This is a genomic window from Enterobacter hormaechei ATCC 49162, assembly GCF_001875655.1.
Classification (GTDB): domain Bacteria; phylum Pseudomonadota; class Gammaproteobacteria; order Enterobacterales; family Enterobacteriaceae; genus Enterobacter; species Enterobacter hormaechei.
Genome location: NZ_MKEQ01000002.1, coordinates 453270 through 472615, shown reverse-complemented (window position 1 = coordinate 472615; position 19346 = coordinate 453270). Strand labels below are relative to the sequence as shown.

General features: G+C 54.7%; 17 protein-coding genes. 9 read left to right on the top strand and 8 right to left on the bottom strand.

The window, feature by feature from the left end; all coding sequences use genetic code 11:
* Nucleotides 1-3: 3 nt before the first annotated feature.
* Both BH712_RS21335 and BH712_RS21330 read right to left on the bottom strand, forming a co-directional pair.
* A complete protein-coding gene (locus tag BH712_RS21335; RefSeq protein ID WP_006811975.1) occupies nt 4-1269 on the bottom strand; it encodes an oligosaccharide MFS transporter in 1266 nt (421 codons plus the stop codon).
* Between the two features lie 31 nt (nt 1270-1300).
* Nucleotides 1301-3115: a DUF2264 domain-containing protein gene (locus BH712_RS21330; protein WP_006811976.1), complete on the bottom strand. Its 1815-nt coding sequence runs from the start codon at nt 3113-3115 to the stop codon at nt 1301-1303.
* A gap of 166 nt (nt 3116-3281) precedes the next feature.
* On the opposite strand from BH712_RS21330, the gene BH712_RS21325 reads away from it, so the two are divergent.
* Nucleotides 3282-4118, top strand: a complete 837-nt coding sequence (locus tag BH712_RS21325) for an AraC family transcriptional regulator (RefSeq protein ID WP_006811977.1) — start codon at nt 3282-3284, stop codon at nt 4116-4118.
* Nucleotides 4119-4236: 118 nt separating this feature from the next.
* Here BH712_RS21325 and parE read toward each other — a convergent pair whose 3' ends face one another.
* The 5 genes from parE to nudF are packed head-to-tail and all read right to left on the bottom strand — an operon-like array spanning nt 4237 to nt 8645.
* Complete coding sequence (gene parE, locus BH712_RS21320; RefSeq protein WP_006811978.1) at nt 4237-6129, bottom strand: DNA topoisomerase IV subunit B; 1893 nt, start codon at nt 6127-6129, stop codon at nt 4237-4239.
* A 28-nt stretch (nt 6130-6157) separates the two neighbouring features.
* Complete coding sequence (gene yqiA / locus BH712_RS21315; protein WP_006811979.1) at nt 6158-6739, bottom strand: esterase YqiA; 582 nt, start codon at nt 6737-6739, stop codon at nt 6158-6160.
* Nucleotides 6739-7566, bottom strand: a complete 828-nt coding sequence (cpdA, locus tag BH712_RS21310) for a 3',5'-cyclic-AMP phosphodiesterase (protein WP_006811980.1) — start codon at nt 7564-7566, stop codon at nt 6739-6741. The genes yqiA and cpdA overlap by 1 nt, the downstream gene beginning before the upstream one ends.
* Nucleotides 7567-7593: 27 nt before the next feature.
* A complete protein-coding gene (locus tag BH712_RS21305) occupies nt 7594-8016 on the bottom strand; it encodes a DUF1249 family protein (RefSeq protein WP_003862516.1) in 423 nt (140 codons plus the stop codon).
* Entirely contained in the window at nt 8013-8645 is a 633-nt protein-coding gene (gene nudF / locus BH712_RS21300; RefSeq protein WP_006811981.1) for an ADP-ribose diphosphatase, read from the bottom strand. The genes BH712_RS21305 and nudF overlap by 4 nt, the downstream gene beginning before the upstream one ends.
* A 203-nt stretch (nt 8646-8848) precedes the next feature.
* Here nudF and tolC point away from each other — a divergent pair, with 203 nt between their 5' ends.
* The 3 genes from tolC to BH712_RS21285 all read left to right on the top strand — a co-directional run bounded on the left by tolC (nt 8849) and on the right by BH712_RS21285 (nt 12350).
* Nucleotides 8849-10327: an outer membrane channel protein TolC gene (gene tolC / locus BH712_RS21295; protein WP_032674054.1), complete on the top strand. Its 1479-nt coding sequence runs from the start codon at nt 8849-8851 to the stop codon at nt 10325-10327.
* Between the two features lie 194 nt (nt 10328-10521).
* Nucleotides 10522-11187 carry a DUF1190 family protein gene (locus tag BH712_RS21290; RefSeq protein ID WP_006811983.1) on the top strand — a complete coding sequence of 222 codons (666 nt, stop codon included), beginning with the start codon at nt 10522-10524 and terminating at the stop codon, nt 11185-11187.
* 2 nt (nt 11188-11189) lie between these two features.
* On the top strand, nt 11190-12350 hold the full coding sequence (locus BH712_RS21285) for a glutathionylspermidine synthase family protein (RefSeq protein ID WP_006811984.1): 1161 nt from the start codon (nt 11190-11192) through the stop codon (nt 12348-12350).
* 82 nt (nt 12351-12432) lie between these two features.
* Here the strand turns inward: BH712_RS21285 and ygiD are convergent, their stop codons facing one another.
* Complete coding sequence (gene ygiD, locus BH712_RS21280; protein WP_006811985.1) at nt 12433-13221, bottom strand: 4,5-DOPA-extradiol-dioxygenase; 789 nt, start codon at nt 13219-13221, stop codon at nt 12433-12435.
* A gap of 130 nt (nt 13222-13351) precedes the next feature.
* Between ygiD and zupT the strand changes: the two genes are divergently transcribed.
* The 5 genes from zupT (at nt 13352) to BH712_RS21255 (ending at nt 19336) form a co-directional block, all read left to right on the top strand.
* Nucleotides 13352-14125 carry a zinc transporter ZupT gene (zupT, locus tag BH712_RS21275; protein ID WP_006811986.1) on the top strand — a complete coding sequence of 258 codons (774 nt, stop codon included), beginning with the start codon at nt 13352-13354 and terminating at the stop codon, nt 14123-14125.
* A 320-nt stretch (nt 14126-14445) separates the two neighbouring features.
* Nucleotides 14446-15006, top strand: coding sequence for a fimbrial protein (locus BH712_RS21270; protein ID WP_032674055.1), 561 nt, complete (start codon nt 14446-14448; stop codon nt 15004-15006).
* Nucleotides 15007-15081: 75 nt separating this feature from the next.
* Nucleotides 15082-17520: a fimbria/pilus outer membrane usher protein gene (locus BH712_RS21265; RefSeq protein WP_032674056.1), complete on the top strand. Its 2439-nt coding sequence runs from the start codon at nt 15082-15084 to the stop codon at nt 17518-17520.
* A 9-nt stretch (nt 17521-17529) separates the two neighbouring features.
* Nucleotides 17530-18291: a fimbrial biogenesis chaperone gene (locus BH712_RS21260; protein WP_006811990.1), complete on the top strand. Its 762-nt coding sequence runs from the start codon at nt 17530-17532 to the stop codon at nt 18289-18291.
* Nucleotides 18275-19336, top strand: coding sequence for a fimbrial protein (locus BH712_RS21255; protein ID WP_006811991.1), 1062 nt, complete (start codon nt 18275-18277; stop codon nt 19334-19336). The genes BH712_RS21260 and BH712_RS21255 overlap by 17 nt, the downstream gene beginning before the upstream one ends.
* Nucleotides 19337-19346 lie beyond the last annotated feature (10 nt).

The following is a 19346-nucleotide window of genomic DNA, read 5'->3' as shown; positions in this document are numbered from 1 at the left end:
AATTTATCGTGTGGACGTTTCTGCTACGTTCAGCGCGCGCGCTCCGCGCCATTTGCTCTGGCAGGCGGATAACGTAAAGGCAGAAATAAGGGTAAAGGTCAGCGCCGTGGCGCCCATGATGATATAGGTCTGCTCGAAGCCGATGCGGTCATACATATAGCCCGCAGGGGAAGAGACCACTACGTTGCCCACGTAGAGCATCGCCTGATAGCCGAGTAAATACATGGTGGCATTCACGCGCTTGTCGAAATGCTCGGCGATATATTTAAAGACCGACACCAGCAGCAGGCATATTTCCAGACCGTACAGCGGCTTAAGCACTGAAATTAACAGGTGAGAATCGCACATGCCGGAAATAATCAGACGCGCCCCGACCACCAGCCCGACAATTAACAGCCCGCGCTTGGCACCAATAAAGTTCACAAACAGCGGGACCACCATATACATGACAAATTCCATGCCCGACTGTACGGTCCCGAGATAGCCGAATACGGCGTTGCCCTCATGAATATCATCGAAGAAGGTGACGAAATAACGTGAGAACTGCTGTTCAGCGATAAACATCATCCACGCCACGCCCGCCACGTACAGGCAAAAAGCCCAGAATTTGCGGTTACGCAGCAGGGCGTAAACGTCCGACGGGGCGATTTTCTCTTTCGTCAGCACCTCGCCTGCGTGTGCGGAGTTAGTGTTCACTTTCAGGCTCAGCAGGACAATCAGCATCACCACCGACGCCACGCTGCCGAGAATGAAGTTATACGCCGGAGAGAGGTTAAACAGCAGGCCGGAGAAAGAGGACGCCACCGCCCAGCCGAGCGAGCCCCACATACGGATCTGCCCGAACTCCATGCCGTTTAAGCGGCTAAAGCGGTCGGAATACGATTCACATGCCGCCACGCCCGCGTACCAGGCAAAGCTTAAATAGAGCGCGCCGATAATAATCCCCAGCAGGGTATTGGACATTAATAGCGGCTGGTAAACATAAATAAAGAATGGCGCCATCAGGGCCGACATGATCACCACAAAATAGAGCAGGTATTTGCTCATGCCGATCTTATCGAGAATATAGCCGTAGATCGGCTTGAGAATAACGGAGAATATCCCGTTCACCGCAAAAACGGTTCCAATCACCGATCCGCTCAGGTTGGCTTTCTGACCGAGCCAGATCGCCAGCAGACCAATACTGGCGGACCAGGTAAAAAAATAGAGAAAGATAAAGCTGCTGATTTTGTAATATTCAGTTCTGTTGGTTGTCGATGTACTTTTCATATCATCCTCGCCGGGGTGTAGGGCCAGATTTTTATAATGTGAACGACAGCTTACGTTCGCTTCCGGGTTCGCTAATAACGACCTGGTTGTAGGTTATATTCAGCTGTGGCGTCGCCGCAGCGGGCTGATTTGCACCAGCCAGGACGGCGCAACAGAGCCAGCTTTCTCCTTGCGGGAGGTCGGCTTTTAACAAAGGAATGGAGGCGCACTCCGCAAACATAATGCTGCTGTTCGGCGGCGTGACGATGCTGTCCGGCTGGCGGCGAATGGCAGGCGAGAGATCGACAATGACGCTGCTGCCGTTTTCAGCCATCAGATAACAGCCGCGATCGCGCACCTGGTGGTCCGTTTTCATTACCGCAAAGCCGCCCTCGACGGTTTGCAGGGTGCGCGCGCTATTGATACGGTGCAGACGCAGGTGCCACTCCCCGAACGGGATCTGCCAGGTCGCAATCTGGACGTCACGCCACGGCGACCAGCGCGAGAAAATGTAATTTTCATCCACCCGAACCTCTTCACACTCGCGACGACCGCGGAAATAGTCGTCTCCGCCCGCCAGCAGCAGCATGGAATCACAGGCCGCATGCTTCAGGCCAAAACGCCCGCGCTCGATGGTGAAGCCGAAGCGGCTGGAGTAGGCAAATTTGGTGTATTTCGCTTCGGTGTTGACATAGTTGTTCAGCTCCAGCTGACCGGCGGTGAGCATGACGACGTGCTGCGAATCTTTCGAATGCATCAGGATCTGCTGCGCATGCGGAATCACATGTTTTTCAGCAAGCGCGGGCAGAGGCTGTTCTTCTGCTTGCCAGAACGGGTGTGCTTCCGGCAGCGCCAGGATCAGATAGGTTTTCAGCGCCCAGTAGGGTGAACCGGGGGAGTTGTAATCCTCGCACATCGCCAGGTTCGGATACGCAAAGCCGAGGGTCAGAATACCGTCGCGATCGACAATCGGCTGCTGTTGCCACCCGCGCAGATGCCGCAGCACAATGCCCTTCACAATGCCCGGGGTGAAGACATCCAGTTGAGAAAAGGCCACCGCGCTCCAGAAGGCGACCATAGCGAAGCGGTAGGTCAGGCTGCGGCCAAACGGTACTGAAGCGCCATCGGCGGCGGACCAGTAAATAAAGTCCTCCGCAAAGAGACGCGAGCGCTCGCGCAGTACCTTCGCCCTCGCCTCGTCGTCACTCAGGGTGGCGTAGATCAGGCCGTAGAAATGGAAGGCCATGGAGATGTAATAGTCTTTCGGACGGCCTGGGCCATCGGAATACCAGCCGTCGCCGAGGTAGTAGGCGTCCATCAGCGCAAAGCGGTGGTCAATGGCGGCCTGGTCATACGGCAGACCGGCGCGTTTAAAGCCGAGCTGGACCATAATGGCAAAGTAGTTCCAGTTGCTGTCCGGCATTTGCGCGTCGGTGATCTGGTTGAGCCACGCATGCAGGTTCATCACTTCACGTTCAGAAAAGCGGGCGGTAAGTTTATCTCCCAGCAGCGCAAGCCCCAGACCGCAAGCCGCCATCTCCACAAGACGCTGATCGTACGGGCCGGTTTCGCCCCAGTAGCCGCTGCTTTGCGGGTCGGTACCGAGCTTAATGGCAGTAAGGTACTTCTCGCTGAACAGCGTGCTTTCGCCGGACGCCATCAGCGGAAACAGCCCCCACAGCGCGCGGGACAGCCCCTCCATCTGCGCAATGTCCGTTGCGTAATGGGCGCAGGTGTCGCCCAGCGAGAATCGGGAACGGTTCGCCGGAAATTGCGTGTCCAGCGCCTGTAACAGCGCATTCAACGATGCCACCACGTCCTGGCGTGAAGACAATGGATTTGATTTTTCTTTGTTTGCCGCCCACATAGGTTCGCCCTCGTAATCAACTGCCGCAAAGCATAGTGAATCCGTATGGGGCAGAAATGTTAGCCATGTCACAGGCGCGAGCGATGAATAAACCCGCAGTTGAGAAAATTTAAAAAGGTGGTTTATAAAGACGGTCAGTGGGGAAAAAGTTGAGTTTTATTGCACTATGCACGACACGCCGACATCCGATCTTCTGGAACTGATCACCCTGAACGATACCGTGGCCTCGTTCAGCCGCCTGTTTGCCAATACCGTTCGCTACCATCACTGGCATCAGTGCCTGGAGATCCTCTATGTGGAGGAGGGCTTTGGCGTAGCGATTGTCGATAATCGTCACTACACCATGCGTCCCGGACGGCTGTTTTTCTTCCCCCCTTTTACGCTGCATAAGGTCATGGTGGACGAACAGGCGGAGGCGATTTACCGCCGCACCATTATTCACCTCGACCAGCACGCGGTGCTGAAGATCCTGCGGGATTTTCCCCAGACCCGGCAGCGGCTGGAGCGGCTGTCGCGCCGCGGCGGCGAAGCGTGGGTCGCCGATTTAGCCCACTGTCATCACCATATCGACCATCTGTTTAGCTGCTATAAACCGCCGATGAACGGCGAGAGCATCGCCAGCCTGCTGATCGGCCTGTTCGCGATGCTGCCCGACGATCGCGACGGCGAGCCGGGCAACAGCCAGGGGATCGCCAGCCAGGTGATGTTCTGGCTCGACGAGCATTATCAGGAGAAATTTCGTCTGGATGCTCTGGCCGCAGACCTGGGTAAATCGCGCAGTTACGTATCGCGAAAATTTCATGCGGAAACGGGCGAAAAAATTCACGACTACCTGAACACGCTAAGGTTGCGTAAGGCGTGCGAGTGGCTGCTGCATAGCGAGGCGAGCGTACGTGAGATTGCATCCCGGGCGGGATTTTCCGACGTGACGTGGTTTATCAGCGCGTTTAAAAAGGGGATTGGCGAGACGCCGTTGCAGTACCGGAAAAACCATTCATCGTGATGAGCCGCTTTTTTGCCGGGTGGCGGCTGCGCCTTACCCGGCCTACCCATCCCGTAGGCCCGTGCAAGCGTAACGCCGCCGGGCAAAAAAAACCCTGCATCGCAGGGCTTTTTCGGTATCAGGCCTCTATATCCGCCATGTCGCCTTTCTCCTGTAGCCAGTTACGTCGGTCTTCAGAACGTTTCTTGGCCAGCAGCATGTCCATTACGGCGTTGGTTTGCTGTTCATCTTCATCGCTGATGGTCAGCTGCACCAGACGGCGGGTATTCGGATCCAGCGTGGTTTCGCGAAGCTGCATCGGGTTCATCTCACCCAGCCCTTTAAAGCGCTGAACGTTCGGTTTGCCCTTCTTGCGTTTGAGCTGTTCCAGCACGCCCGCTTTCTCTTCTTCCGTCAGCGCATAGTAGACTTCTTTGCCGAGATCGATACGGTACAGCGGTGGCAGCGCCACGTGGACGTGACCGTTTTTCACCAGCGCGCGGAAGTGCTTCACAAACAGCGCACAGAGCAGCGTGGCGATGTGCAGACCATCGGAGTCCGCATCCGCCAGGATACAGATCTTGCCGTAGCGCAGCTGGCTCAGATCGTCGCTGTCCGGATCGATGCCGATCGCCACAGAGATATCGTGTACTTCCTGCGAAGCCAGCACTTCATCGGAGGAGACTTCCCAGGTGTTGAGGATCTTACCCTTGAGCGGCATGATCGCCTGATATTCACGATCGCGCGCCTGCTTGGCGGATCCACCTGCCGAGTCCCCTTCCACCAGGAACAGCTCGGTGCGGTTGAGATCCTGGGCGGTACAGTCCGCCAGCTTGCCCGGCAGCGCAGGGCCGCTGGTCAGCTTTTTACGCACCACTTTCTTCGCCGCGCGCAGACGACGCTGGGCGCTGGAGATCGCCATTTCAGCCAGCATTTCTGCCGCCTGAACGTTCTGGTTCAGCCACAGGGTAAACGCATCTTTCACCACGCCGGAAACGAACGCCGCACACTGACGTGAGGACAGGCGCTCTTTAGTCTGTCCGGCAAACTGCGGATCCTGCATCTTCACGGAAAGCACGTAGGCGCAGCGGTCCCAGATATCTTCTGCGGAAAGCTTCACGCCGCGCGGCAGAATGTTGCGGTATTCGCAGAACTCACGCATCGCATCCAGCAGACCCTGACGCAGGCCGTTGACGTGCGTACCGCCGAGCAGCGTTGGGATCAGGTTGACGTAGCTTTCGGTCAGCAGCTCGCCGCCTTCCGGCAGCCACAGCAGCGCCCAGTCCACCGCTTCGGTGTCACCTTCGAAATTCCCGACGAACGGTTTTTCCGGCAGGGTCGGCAGGCCGTTAACCGCTTCGCACAGGTAGTCGTTCAGCCCCTTTTCGTAGCGCCAGCTCTGCTCGGTGTTGTTAACGTGATCTTTAAAGGTAATTTCCACGCCCGGACACAGCACCGCTTTGGCTTTCAGCAGATGCGTCAGGCGGGATACTGAAAAGCGTGGGCTGTCGAAGAAGCTTTCGTCAGGCCAGAAGTGGACGCTGGTGCCGGTGTTGCGTTTACCGCACGTCCCGACAACCTGCAAATCCTGCACTTTTTCGCCGTTTTCAAACGCGATGTTATACACCTGACCATCGCGACGGACGTTCACTTCCACGCGCTTTGACAGGGCGTTAACCACGGAGATCCCCACGCCATGCAAGCCGCCAGAGAACTGGTAGTTTTTGTTGGAGAACTTACCGCCCGCGTGCAGACGGCAGAGGATCAGCTCAACGGCAGGAACGCCCTCTTCCGGGTGGATATCTACCGGCATGCCGCGGCCGTCGTCGATGACTTCCAGCGACTGATCGGCGTGCAGGATAACGTCCACGCGTTTGGCATGGCCTGCCAGCGCTTCGTCCACACTGTTATCAATTACTTCCTGGCCCAGGTGGTTTGGGCGCGTCGTATCGGTGTACATCCCCGGACGGCGGCGAACCGGCTCAAGCCCGGTGAGTACCTCAATGGCATCAGCGTTATAGGTTTGCGTCATGATTTAAACTAGCAATTCGCATTGATTGTCAGTGGCTGTGCAGTCCAAGAAAATCGACAATCTGGGTGAAATGATCTTCAAAGCCCGTGAAAGCATGGTTTCCGCCCTCTTCTACAGTCTGGCGGCAGGATGCGTAATACGCCACTGCCTGGCGGTAATCCAGCACTTCATCTCCCGTCTGTTGCAGCAGCCAGATAAGATCGGGCGCTTCAAGCGGGTCGACCTGCATAACTTTGAGATCGTAAATATGGCGTGACTCTAGCACATATTGTTGGCCGGTGTAGGGGTTCTCGTTTTCACCAAGAAAGTCCCTTAACAGCTCAAATGGCCGGACCGCCGGGTTGACGACGACAGCGGGCAACATAAAGCACTGCGACAGCCAGGTGGCGTAGTAGCCGCCGAGTGACGACCCGACAACGCCAAACGATTCGCCGCCGTGTTCAAGCACGATCGATTCCAGCATCTCTGCCGCATCCGCCGGATAAGGGGGCAACTGCGGAATAATCATCTCCACGTGGGGATGATGTGCGCTCAGCCACTGGCGAAACTGCGTCGCCTTTGCGGAACGCGGTGAACTGTTGAACCCATGGAGGTAAAGGAGCGTCGACATCAGTAGCCTTCCGAAGCGGTATCCGGGCGGAATTGTGCCCCGGCCAGACGGCAAACTTCGGTGGTCAGCGAGCCATCGGCATGCAGCTCCAGCCAGCGCCAGCCCGGTGCGATGGTATCCAGCGTAAAGTTGGCACAATGGGGCTTAAACTGCACGCAGGTCGAGGGCGTCGCGAGCAGGCGACGACCGTTCCAGTCGAGATCCTGTTCCTGGTGAATGTGCCCGCAGAGCAAATTTTGCACGAGCGGGAATTTCGCGAGCACGCCGTCCAGCGCCGCAGAGTTGCGTAAGCTGTGCTGATCGAGCCAGCTACAGCCCGCCGGCAGCGGATGATGATGCAGTAACAGCAGCGTATTACGATTCGGTTCGGCGGCCAGTTTTGTCTCCAGCCAGTCAAGCTGATAATCACTCAACTCACCGTGCGGAACGCCAAACACCTGACTGTCGAGGAGCAGAATTTGCCACTGGTCCCCCGCAAAGACACATTTTGCCGGTGAAATCCCCGCATCCTGAAGCGAACTGTACATGGCGGGCTGAAAATCGTGATTGCCCGGTAGCCAGACGCAAGGCACGCTAAAGCTCGCAATCCCTTCAGCGAAATGCTGATAGGCTGCGGAGGATTGATCCTGCGCCAGATCGCCCGTCGCGACGATCAGATCGCATGGCCGCTTTTCAGCATGGATCGCGTCAAGAACCGCCTGATAACTCTCCCAGGTGTTCACGCCCAGAAGCGTCTCATGCTTTTCGGCAAAAAGGTGGGTGTCGGTGATTTGTAATATCCTGACTGGCGCCCCACCAGCAACAGTCAGGTTCAACAGGCTTTCCAAATGGTGTCCTTAGGTAGGTTTATGACGCTAACAAACCGGAATCGCCATTGCTCCATGTGCTAAACAATATCTTAGCCAGTCGGCTAAAAACTGGTTAATTTGATGCTTTTCGTCGCGTTGATGCAACTTTTTATTCGGATAATCATACCGCGCTTTGAAGCGAAAGATCTGCTGGCTTGAACACACTTCAGCGACCATCGCGTCGTGATAAAGGCGCACCGTCATCGACGGCAGGCTCCAGTAGCTGATGCTCGGCGCCGTTTGCTCAATTTCCACCAGCGTAGTGTAGCGCGTTGATTCTGTTATCGTTAACCGATACTGCGCGTTGCTCACCTGATAGCTCACCGTTTCGCCGGGTGCGTCATTTCGCGGCAGCAGGCGGCGCAGCTGGGCGAAATTGGTTTCGCACAGGCGCATCATTTCTGGGAAGTCAGGTGTATAACGCTTCATTTTTTCCACTCGTGTCGTAATGTCTGATAATGCAGCTGTAGCCATTGCAGGGCGATGACAGACGCTGCGTTGTCGATTTTCCCCTCTTCTACCCACTGGTAAGCCTGCTCCCGACTCACCACATGAACCCGAATATCTTCGTTTTCATCTGCCAGACCGTGGATCCCTTCCGCTGTCGTGGCGTCCACTTCGCCCACCATAATAGATGAACGTTCTGTCGTCCCCCCCGGGCTTGCCAGGTAGCTCAACACCGGTTTCGTCCGGCCAACCACTAGGCCCGCCTCTTCCAGCGCCTCGCGGCGACCGACGTCTTCGACCGACTCACCTTCCTCGATCATTCCGGCCACCATCTCCAGCAACCACGGCGTTTCGCTGGTCTCATAAGCTGCGATTCGCACCTGTTCGACCAGCACAACTTCATCACGCACTGGGTCATAGGGTAGCAACACTGCCGCATGCCCGCGCTCAAAAATTTCGCGTTTGATCTCACCGCTCATTTCACCGTTAAACAGACGATGCCTGAAACGGTAAAGTTCCATTGAAAAAAAACCGCTATAAAGCGTTTCTCGTGCAATAATTTCTACATCGTTTTTGGCGAAGGTGACAGGCACGTTTTCTGGTTTTTGCATCGGTCGAGTCCTGGTAGCAATGGTGATGAAATTGTGAATTTCAAGGCTGTTTGGCTGCCGTTTGTATGGCTATATGGTAGATTGGAGCAAATTACCGCCAGATGGCACGTTACGCCAACCTTTTGGTGTGGATGATTCTGTTAGAATCGGCAATTATTTTTAATTAGATCAGCGCTAATACTGCTTCACAACAAGGAATGCAAATGAAGAAATTGCTCCCCATCCTTATCGGCCTGAGCCTGACGGGCTTCAGTGCAATGAGCCAGGCAGAGAACCTGTTACAGGTCTACCAGCAGGCACGTCTGGGCAACCCTGATTTACGTAAATCAGCGGCCGATCGTGATGCTGCGTTTGAAAAGATTAACGAAGCACGTAGTCCACTGCTGCCGCAGTTAGGCTTAGGTGCAGATTATACCTACACTAACGGTTTTCGCGATAACAATGGCATCGACTCGAATGCCACCAGTGCCTCTTTACAGCTTACACAGACCCTGTTCGACATGTCCAAATGGCGTGAACTGAGTTTGCAGGAAAAGAGCGCAGGCATCCAGGATGTCACCTATCAGACCGACCAGCAGACGCTGATCCTGAATACCGCGACCGCCTACTTCAACGTACTGAGCGCGATTGACGCCCTCTCCTACACCGAAGCGCAGAAGCAGGCGATTTACCGTCAATTAGATCAAACCACCCAGCGTTTTAACGTGGGCCTGGTTGCCATCACTGACGTGCAGAACGCCCGTTCACAGTACGATACCGTACTGGCTAACGAAGTGACCGCACGTAACAACCTCGACAACGCGCTGGAAGCACTGCGTCAGGTCACCGGTAACTACTATCCTGAACTGGCCTCTCTGAACGTGGACAGTTTCAAAACGGACAAACCGCAGGCGGTTAATGCTCTGCTGAAAGAAGCGGAAAACCGTAACCTGACCTTGTTGCAGGCGCGCCTGAGCCAGGACCTGGCACGCGAGCAGATCCGCCTTGCACAGGATGGTCACCTGCCGACGCTGAGCCTGAGCGCCTCTACCGGCGTATCGGATACCAGCTACAGCGGGTCTAAAACGACCTCACAGGCCTATGACGACAGCAACATTGGTCAGAACAAAGTTGGGCTGAGCTTCTCTCTGCCACTCTACCAGGGCGGGATGGTTAACTCTCAGGTGAAACAGGCGCAGTACAACTTTGTTGGCGCAAGCGAGCAGCTGGAAAGCGCGCACCGCAACGTGGTGCAGACCGTGCGTTCTTCCTTTAACAACGTCAATGCCTCTATCAGCAGCATCAACGCCTACAAACAAGCCGTTGTCTCTGCGCAAAGCTCTCTGGACGCGATGGAAGCGGGTTACTCCGTGGGTACGCGTACCATCGTTGACGTGTTAGACGCAACGACCACGCTGTATAACGCGAAACAGCAGCTCTCCAGTGCGCGTTACCAGTACCTGATTAACCAGCTGAACATCAAGCAGGCGCTGGGTACGCTGAACGAGCAGGATCTGCAAATGCTGAACAGCACGCTGGGTAAACCGGTTTCCACGTCGCCTGACAGCGTCGCGCCGGAAAATCCACAGCAGGATGCCGCCGTGGATAATTTCACCGCTAACAGCAGCGCCCCGGTTGCACAGCCAGCGGCAGCGCGTAGCACCGCGCCTGCCAGCAGCGGCACGAATCCGTTCCGTCAATAAGCCTTGCCCGATGGCGCGGCGCTTATCGGGCCTACTTAATCGTAGGCCGGGTAAGCGCAGCGCCACCCGGCGTAAAATCACACCTGAACGTAAGCCAACGTAAAGATCTCCCTGTTTCCGCCCCTCTTCGCTTCATTTTCAACCACTCATCCTCTATCCTGAGCGTTATTACCCCTGGGTCCTGGAAGACAAATATGAAACGGACAAAAACGATGAATCACGCGTCGTTCCGCAAAAGCTGGAACGCACGCCACCTGACACCTGTCGCGCTGGCGGTTACCGCCGTCTTTATGCTGGCAGGCTGCGAGCAAAGCGACGAAACGGTTTCGCTGTATCAAAACGCCGACGACTGCGCGAGCGCAACCGGTAAAGCTGCCGAATGTACGACGGCCTATAACAACGCCCTGAAAGAAGCGGAACGTACCGCGCCGAAATATGCCTCACGCGAAGACTGCGTAGCCGAATTCGGTGAAGGCCAGTGCCAGCAGGCACCTGCTCAGGCGGGTATGGCACCGGAAAATCAGGCGCAGGCACAGTCCAGCGGCAGTTTCTGGATGCCGCTGATGGCGGGTTATATGATGGGCCGTTTGATGAGCGGCGGTGCGGGCTACCAGCAGCAGCCGCTGTTTAGCTCCAAAAACCCGAACAGCCCGGCATACGGTAAATACACCGATGCCACCGGCAAGGGTTACGGTGCTGCAACGCCTGGCCGTACGATGACCGTACCGAAAACCGCAATGGCACCGAAACCCGCTACCACCAGCACCATTACCCGTGGTGGCTTCGGTGAGTCTGTTGCCAAACAAACCACCATGCAGCGTAGCGCGACCGGCTCTTCGACTCGCTCAATGGGCGGCTGATCATGGAACGAGTCAGTATTGTCGAGCGCCCGGACTGGCGCGAAAAAGCCACCGAATACGGTTTCAACTTTCACACCATGTACGGCGAACCGTACTGGTGTGAAGATGCTTACTATAAGCTCACGCTCGCTCAGGTCGAAAAGCTTGAAGAGGTGACCGCCGAACTGCACCAGATGTGCCTGAAGGTGGTCGAGAAAGTCATCGACAGCGATGAGCTGATGACCAAATTCCGCATTCCGAAGCACACCTGGAGTTTTGTCCGTCAGTCCTGGAAAACGAACCAGCCTTCGCTCTACTCTCGCCTCGATCTGGCATGGGATGGCGTGGGCGAACCGAAGCTTTTAGAAAACAACGCGGATACGCCAACCTCCCTGTATGAAGCGGCGTTCTTCCAGTGGATTTGGCTGGAAGATCAGGCGAATGCCGGAAACTTGCCGGAAGGCAGCGACCAGTTCAACAGCCTTCAGGAAAAGTTGATTGAACGTTTCGCTGAACTGCGGGAACAGCACGGTTTCAACCTGTTGCACCTCGCCTGCTGCCGCGATACCGAAGAAGATCGCGGTACGGTTCAGTATTTGCAGGATTGTGCAGCCGAAGCGGAAGTGGCGACGGAATTCCTTTATATCGAAGATATCGGTTTAGGTGAAAAAGGTCAGTTTACGGACATGCAGGATCAGGTGATCAGCAACCTGTTCAAGCTCTATCCGTGGGAATACATGCTGCGCGAAATGTTCTCTACCAAACTGGAAGACGCTGGCGTGCGCTGGCTGGAACCAGCCTGGAAGAGCATTATCTCCAATAAAGCCCTGCTGCCGATGCTGTGGGAGATGTTCCCGAACCACCCGAACCTGCTGCCTGCTTATTTTGCCGAAGATGATTTCCCGCCGATGGAGAAATACGTCGTTAAGCCAATCTTCTCCCGTGAAGGGGCAAACGTCTCGATTATCGAAAACGGTAAAACGCTGGAAGCCGTTGAAGGGCCGTATGGTGAAGAAGGGATGATCGTCCAGGCGTTTTATCAACTGCCGAAGTTTGGCGACAGCTATACGCTGATCGGCAGCTGGCTTATTAACGATCAGCCTGCCGGGATTGGCATTCGCGAAGATCGGGCGCTGATTACGCAGGATCTGTCGCGGTTCTATCCGCATATTTTCGTCGAGTAAGATCTGCTGGGTGGCGGCTTCGCCTTACCCGGCCTACATGTCGAGCGTAGGCCCGGTAAGCGTAGCGCCACCGGGCATGTTTTTACCCCACCTGCACCGACAGCATACTCAAACTCCCCATCTCAATGCCGTCGATCGGGATCGTCACCGGTTCCTGACCATCCCACGCCCCCAGTACATACAGTAATGGCAAGAAGTGTTCCGGCGTCGGGTTAGAGAGTGAGCCGCCTTCGTGATCCAGATAGTTCACCAGCGGATGCTGCTCAACCGGCCCCTGCCAGGTCAGGTTGTCTTTTACATAGTCATTAAAGGCTGTTGCCCAGGGGTACGGCGTGTTTTCACCGTGCCAGCGTACCGTACGCAGATTGTGTACCACGTTACCACTGGCAATCAGCATGATGCCCTCATCACGCAGGGTTGCCAGCTTGCGGCCCATCTCCATGTGCCAGGCCGCCGGTTTGGTGCTGTCGACGCTCAGCTGCACCATCGGGATATCGGCCTCGGGATACATTTTAATCAGGACGCCCCAGGAGCCATGGTCAAAGCCCCAGGCTTCTTTATCCAGCGCAACCGGAACCGGCGCGAGCAGATCTACCAACCGCTGCGCCAGCTCAGGCGAGCCAGGCGCAGGGTAATGCGTGTCATAGAGCGCCTGCGGAAAGCCGCCAAAATCATGAATCGTTTTTGGCGTTTCCATGGCCGTCACGCCAGTACCCCGGGTAAACCAGTGCGCAGAGACCACCACAATTGCCTTCGGACGCGGTAACGACTCACCCAGTTGACGCCAGGCGCGGGTATAGACGTTATCTTCCAGGACGTTCATTGGGCTACCATGGCCTAAAAACAGTGCTGGCATACGAGAAGAAGACATGGTGATATCCTTAAAGGAGGTGTCAATGTGATGGGCCTACATTACGCGCATTCAGGTGAAGATGAACGCAGATAACCGTGAAGATCATCATCAGGAAATTTGAATGTCAGATATCGCTTAAGGAGAATGCATGTCAGTACCTTTGATTTTGACCTTACTTGCGGGTGCCGCAACCTTTATCGGTGCGTTTCTCGGGGTACTCGGGCAAAAACCCTCTAATCGCCTTCTGGCCTTCTCGCTGGGTTTCGCCGCCGGGATCATGCTGCTTATCTCGCTGATGGAGATGCTGCCCGCCGCGCTTCATACCGAAGGGATGTCGCCTGTTCTGGGCTATGGCATGTTTATCATTGGTCTGCTGGGTTATTTTGCGCTCGACCGTACTCTTCCTCACGCCCACCCGCAGGATTTAATGCAAAAAAGCGTTACCCCCATCCCGGGCAATATCAAACGCACGGCCATTCTGCTGACGCTGGGTATCAGCCTGCATAACTTTCCGGAAGGAATCGCTACCTATGTCACGGCCAGCAGCAACCTTGAAATGGGTTTTGGTGTGGCGCTGGCAGTCGCTTTGCACAATATTCCTGAAGGACTTGCCGTTGCCGGGCCTGTTTATGCCGCCACGGGTTCAAAACGTACCGCTGTCTTTTGGGCTGGTATCTCCGGGATGGCTGAAATTCTCGGCGGCGTGCTGGCGTGGCTGATCCTCGGTAGCCTCGTCTCCCCGATTGTGATGGCTGCGATTATGGCTGCCGTGGCCGGGATTATGGTTGCGCTCTCTGTCGATGAGCTGATGCCGCTGGCGAAAGAGATCGATCCCAACAATAACCCCAGTTACGGCGTGTTGTGTGGCATGTCAGTGATGGGGATGAGTCTGGTTCTGCTGCAAACCGCGGGCATTGGCTAAACGTTAATGCCTTCGTTAATACGGAGGCATTCTTATCCATGAGGAACTTAATAACGGTCATGAATATTATCAGGCGTATTTTTATTATACGGCGTGACGGTTAATAATATATTATTATCTTATATTATTACGCCACAGTCAGCTTATTGGTTCTTCCGCTAACAAATAACGCATTAAGATAGAGCGAATTTATGCATTAACCTTCCCTTAAAATCTATTTTAGCCGCGTTAATCGCATCACCTGCCCCCAAACCGTATACTTTGCGAGTATTCTGATAAATAGCACGCTGATTATGAATTCATTTAAAAAGGATATTTTCATGTATATGGGAAAAAAAGTACTGTTGGCCGTCGCTATGGCAGCCATTGTGTCGGGTTCTGCTTTTGCTGAAGAGCAAGGTTCAGGCAAAATCACATTCAAAGGCGTTGTCATTGACGCACCGTGCAGCATCGCACCAGACAGCGTAGATAAAGAAATCGACCTTGGTGAAGTGACCACTGCCGTAATTAATGCCAATAAAAAATCTACGCCTGTTCCGGTCGAAATTAATCTGGAAAACTGCCAGCTTGACGATCCGAAAGACGAGACTGACACGCCTGTCTCTAAAGTGGATGTGACCTTCACCAGCGCCGCAACAGACGCGACGGATACCAACCTGATGACCAACACCTATGCAAACGGTGCTCAGAACGTGGGTGTACGTCTTCTGGATAATGCGGAGACTAATCTCCCACTGGGAGCAGGACAAACGATTGACCTGCTGGCAGGTTCAACCACTCAGACGCTGCATTTCAAAGCCGTTATGGAAGTCCTTACCGGTAAAACGGCGACAGCAGGCCAGGTTGAAGCAACCGCTAACTATGTCCTGATGTACAAATAATTTCTTTGCATCACGCTTTCAACCGGCTGGCAATTCATGCCAGTCGGCTCTGCCTCTTTTTCGAGTAACAGGATGATGGCATACAAATTACACTGGGTAATCATCATTGCGTCCCTGTTAATGACGAGAATTGCCTCTGCCACCGAATTTAATATTAATGCCATCGATAAAGATCAGCGCAATAGCGTTGATTTATCCTTTTTTAAAGATCACATTTCCGTCATTCCGGGAAATTATTTTGTCACGGTTGCCATCAATGATATTCCGCTGGCAAATGGCTGGCAGCTTCGCTGGAGAGAAATAAATAACACGGTTCAGGTCTGTATTCCTCCCGAGCTGGCCGATACATTTGCGTTGCAGGATGACGTTCGTCATGCTTTGCCGGAAAAAGAGGGATGCGTTGATTTCGCCGCCAGACCAGACATCAAATTTACTTTTGAGCAAGCCAGCCAGACGCTTAAAGTGACGGTCCCCCAGGCGTGGCTACAATACCGTGCGGCGGACTGGATGCCGCCGGCCACCTGGGATCACGGCGTACCGGGCGTACTGCTGGATTACAATCTTTTTGCCAGCCATTATCAGCCCGATAGCGGCGAAAGCAATAATAACGTCAATACGTACGGCACCGCCGGTGTAAACATGGGATCGTGGCGGCTACGCAGCGATTACCAGTACACCCAGAGCTATACGGAAGCAGGCTCGGATCACGACGGTCGTTTTTCACGCCTGTATATGTTCCGGCCCCTGCCTGCCCTCGGTGCGAAATTGACGCTCGGTGAAACGGATTTCCAGTCCGCCATTTTCGATGCCTTCACCTATACCGGCGCATCACTGATTAGCGATGAGCGTATGCTGCCCTGGTCGCTGCGCGGCTATGCCCCCCAGATTACCGGGATAGCGCAAACCAACGCCACGGTAACCGTAAGCCTTGCCGACCGCGTGATTTACCAGAGTAAAGTGCCGCCTGGTCCTTTTGTTATTCAGGATCTTAACCAGTCGGTACAGGGCACGCTGGACGTCAAAGTCACGGAAGAAGACGGACGGGTCAGTACCTACCAGGTGTCTGCTGAATCCGTTCCCTTCTTAACGCGCAAGGGACAGGTCCGCTACAAGCTTGCGGCGGGTAAAGCACGCAAAGACGCCTCTCACGACGTAGAAGATAACGCATTCCTCAGCGGCGAATTTTCCTGGGGCATGCTGTCACACACCTCCCTGTATGGCGGCATGCTGGCAGATGGCGACCACTATCGTTCTGTCGCCACCGGGATTGGCCAAAATATGGCGTATCTGGGCGCACTCTCTTTTGACGTCACGCAGGCCACCAGCCAGTTGCCTGGCCGGAGTAGCCAGACAGGTTATAGCTATCGCTTTAACTACAGTAAGCGCTTTGATACCACGGGCAGCCAGCTTACGCTCGCCAGCTACCGCTACTCAGACCCTCAATTCCTGAGCTACGCCCGCTATCTTGATGATGATGACCGCCAGGCGGAAAAACAGACCCTGAGCGTGACGGCAAGCCAGTACCTGCCGGCGTTATCACTGAATCTGTATGTAAACATTCTGCGGCAGACCTGGTGGAACGCATCGCCATCCACCACGGGCAGCGTTACGGCGGGCTACAACTTTGATGTTGGTCGCTGGAAAAACCTGGGTGTGACTCTCTCCTGGAGTAAAACACATTACGAAGAAGACGACGACAGTGACGATACCCAGCTTTACCTCACGCTCAGCGTCCCGCTCGATCCCGATCACCGGCTTAGCTATGACATGCGCAACAGCGACACGCTCAGTCATAACGTGTCGTGGTATGACACGTCAGACCGGAATAACACCTGGGGCGTTTCCGCAGGTGCGGAAAGCGGTAAGCCGAACTCCGCCGCGCAGGTCAGCGGAAATTATCAGCACTATTCCGCCTTCGGCGATCTGAATCTCTCAGGCAGCTATAAGGCTGAAGAATATCACTCCCTTAGCGCAAGCTGGAACGGCTCATTCACTTCAACGGTGAAAGGTGCCGCATTGCACCGACGCAGCTACGGTAATGAACCGCGGGTGATGGTCAGCACCGACGGCGTGGGCAACATTCCCCTGAACCTGTCCCGGGATGAAACCAACCGGTTTGGTATCGGCGTTTTGCCGTCATTCTCCAGCTATTCCCCCGCCACCGTGCAGGTCAATATGAACAACCTCCCGGATGGCGTGGATGTGGACAACCGCGTCGTGACGTCAACATGGACTGAAGGGGCCATTGGTTATCGTCAGATTGCCACCCGCGCAGGTAAGGATGTGGCTGGCGTTCTGCGGATGCCATCAGGAACGCCCCCGCTCGGGGCGATTGTTCGCCTGGAAGAAAGTGATTTACAGGTTGGGATGGTGGCCGATGAAGGCCACGTCTGGCTGGGCGCCGTTGAGCCAGAACAGCAATTTCGGGTGACATGGGGCGACAACCAACAGTGTCGCTTCTCGTTACCTTCTCACTTAGAAAACAGTATGCAGTTGATACTGCCGTGTCAGTAAGAAATCATCATGAAATTAACGCCATTTAAAAGCCTGTGCCTGGTGCTAATCAGCACAGTATTTACCGCTCATGCAGCCATTAACCTGGACCGCACACGCATTATTTTTTCAGAAAGCGACAAGGCCACCAGCCTGAAAGTGGACAACCAGAGCAAGGCGCTGCCTTATCTGGCGCTCTCCTGGATTGAAGATGAGAAGGGGCAAAAAGAAGATACGCACTTTATGGCGCTTCCTCCCATTCAACGCATCGAAGCAGGCTCCTCGTCCCAGGTGAGAATCGTTAAACAAGCCGCTACGCGCCAGTTGCCGAAAGACAGGGAATCACTGTTTTATTTCAACCTGCGTGAAGTGCCGCCGAAAAGCGCCAGCGCAAGCGAGGAGCGTAGCGTAATGCAGGTGGCGATGCAGAGCCGAATCAAGCTGTTATGGCGGCCTAAAGCGATTACCAAAAAGCCCGGCGAGCAGGCGGAGATGCGGTTGGAAATTTCAGCCAATGCCAGCGGGCTGACCCTGCATAACCCGACGCCGTACTACATCACCCTGGCCTGGCTCAGTAAGGATGCGAAGACCATGCTGCCGGGCTTCGACAGTCTGATGCTTGCGCCGTTTGCCACAGCAACGACCTCTACCGGCGACTATCACGGAAATTATTACAGCATCGGCTATATCGACGATTACGGTGCCCTGAAAAAGTTCGACGTGCAGTGCGCGGGAACCGCCCAGTGCGCCCTGACCGAACGGAAGATCGAAAACGATGCGAAATCTCACTAACCTGCTGTTTATATTGCTGCTCACGGTGCTGCCGTTAAAAGAGGCGCTGGCGCTGGACTGCTACCTCGGAGGGGCGGGTGGCCCCGTCGAAAAAACCGAAACGATATCGCCGTTTGCTATACCCAGCAATGCGCAGCCAGGCGAGAAGATTTGGGAGTCGAATGACATCAAAATCCCGGTGACATGCGATCACAACGTCACAAGCGGCTTTGAACCGGAGGACGTTTTTGCCTGGGTGAATCCCTATCCTTCTGCCACCGATCCCTATTATGAACTTGGGGTGACTTATGAAGGGATCGACTACGACGCCACGGGCCAGCCCAACGGCGTGGATACCCGCCAGTGCCTCGACAACAAAAACATCACAATTTATACCCCTGCCCAGATCCACCAGATGGGCTGGGAAAACCTCATATGCTCCGGCAACCCGGAGGATATTCACACCTCCCGCACCTTTGTTGCACGACTGCGCTTATACGTAAGAATCAAAGCGATGCCGCCTCACGGCTACGTAAGCTCGCTGAGCGATTACATAGTTGTCCAGTTTGACGGTAAAGGCGGTGTGAACCAGATGGCCGATGCGAAGAACCTCAAATACCACATTACCGGGTTACAGAACATTACGGTACTGGACTGCGGGGCAACGTTTAGTATTTTTCCTGAGAACCAGGAGATCGACTTTGGTACCTTCAGCGCGCGCGATATCGTGAATCAGCAGAAACGTATTCGCACGTTTTCGATACGAACGACTAAAGTGCAGGATGCTCAGTGCTCCGACGGCTTTAAGATGGATTCGTCTTTTTACACCACTGAGACGCTGAGTGCGGACGACACCGCGTTGCTGATCGGGAATGGTTTAAAACTGCGTATCCTTAACGGAACGGAACCCTACACCTTCAACCAGTATAAAGAATATGCCGATTTCACGGGCGAGAAGCTGAACGTTGAGCAAAACTACACGGCTGAACTTTCACGGGAAGAAGGGAAAGCGATTCAGTCCGGGCCGTTCGAAACGGTGGTGCTGTTCAAAATTAACTACCACTAAACATAAAAAA

Excerpts from the sequence above, each read along its gene's own strand:
- BH712_RS21335 (WP_006811975.1), bottom strand. The coding sequence starts at position 1,269 with ATGAAAAGTACATCGACAACCAACAGAACTGAATATTACAAAATCAGC.
- BH712_RS21330 (WP_006811976.1), bottom strand. The coding sequence starts at position 3,115 with ATGTGGGCGGCAAACAAAGAAAAATCAAATCCATTGTCTTCACGCCAG.
- BH712_RS21325 (WP_006811977.1), top strand. The coding sequence starts at position 3,282 with ATGCACGACACGCCGACATCCGATCTTCTGGAACTGATCACCCTGAAC.
- parE (WP_006811978.1), bottom strand. The coding sequence starts at position 6,129 with ATGACGCAAACCTATAACGCTGATGCCATTGAGGTACTCACCGGGCTT.
- yqiA (WP_006811979.1), bottom strand. The coding sequence starts at position 6,739 with ATGTCGACGCTCCTTTACCTCCATGGGTTCAACAGTTCACCGCGTTCC.
- BH712_RS21305 (WP_003862516.1), bottom strand. The coding sequence starts at position 8,016 with ATGAAGCGTTATACACCTGACTTCCCAGAAATGATGCGCCTGTGCGAA.
- nudF (WP_006811981.1), bottom strand. The coding sequence starts at position 8,645 with ATGCAAAAACCAGAAAACGTGCCTGTCACCTTCGCCAAAAACGATGTA.
- tolC (WP_032674054.1), top strand. The coding sequence starts at position 8,849 with ATGAAGAAATTGCTCCCCATCCTTATCGGCCTGAGCCTGACGGGCTTC.
- BH712_RS21290 (WP_006811983.1), top strand. The coding sequence starts at position 10,522 with ATGAAACGGACAAAAACGATGAATCACGCGTCGTTCCGCAAAAGCTGG.
- BH712_RS21285 (WP_006811984.1), top strand. The coding sequence starts at position 11,190 with ATGGAACGAGTCAGTATTGTCGAGCGCCCGGACTGGCGCGAAAAAGCC.
- ygiD (WP_006811985.1), bottom strand. The coding sequence starts at position 13,221 with ATGTCTTCTTCTCGTATGCCAGCACTGTTTTTAGGCCATGGTAGCCCA.
- zupT (WP_006811986.1), top strand. The coding sequence starts at position 13,352 with ATGTCAGTACCTTTGATTTTGACCTTACTTGCGGGTGCCGCAACCTTT.
- BH712_RS21270 (WP_032674055.1), top strand. The coding sequence starts at position 14,446 with ATGTATATGGGAAAAAAAGTACTGTTGGCCGTCGCTATGGCAGCCATT.
- BH712_RS21265 (WP_032674056.1), top strand. The coding sequence starts at position 15,082 with ATGGCATACAAATTACACTGGGTAATCATCATTGCGTCCCTGTTAATG.
- BH712_RS21260 (WP_006811990.1), top strand. The coding sequence starts at position 17,530 with ATGAAATTAACGCCATTTAAAAGCCTGTGCCTGGTGCTAATCAGCACA.
- BH712_RS21255 (WP_006811991.1), top strand. The coding sequence starts at position 18,275 with ATGCGAAATCTCACTAACCTGCTGTTTATATTGCTGCTCACGGTGCTG.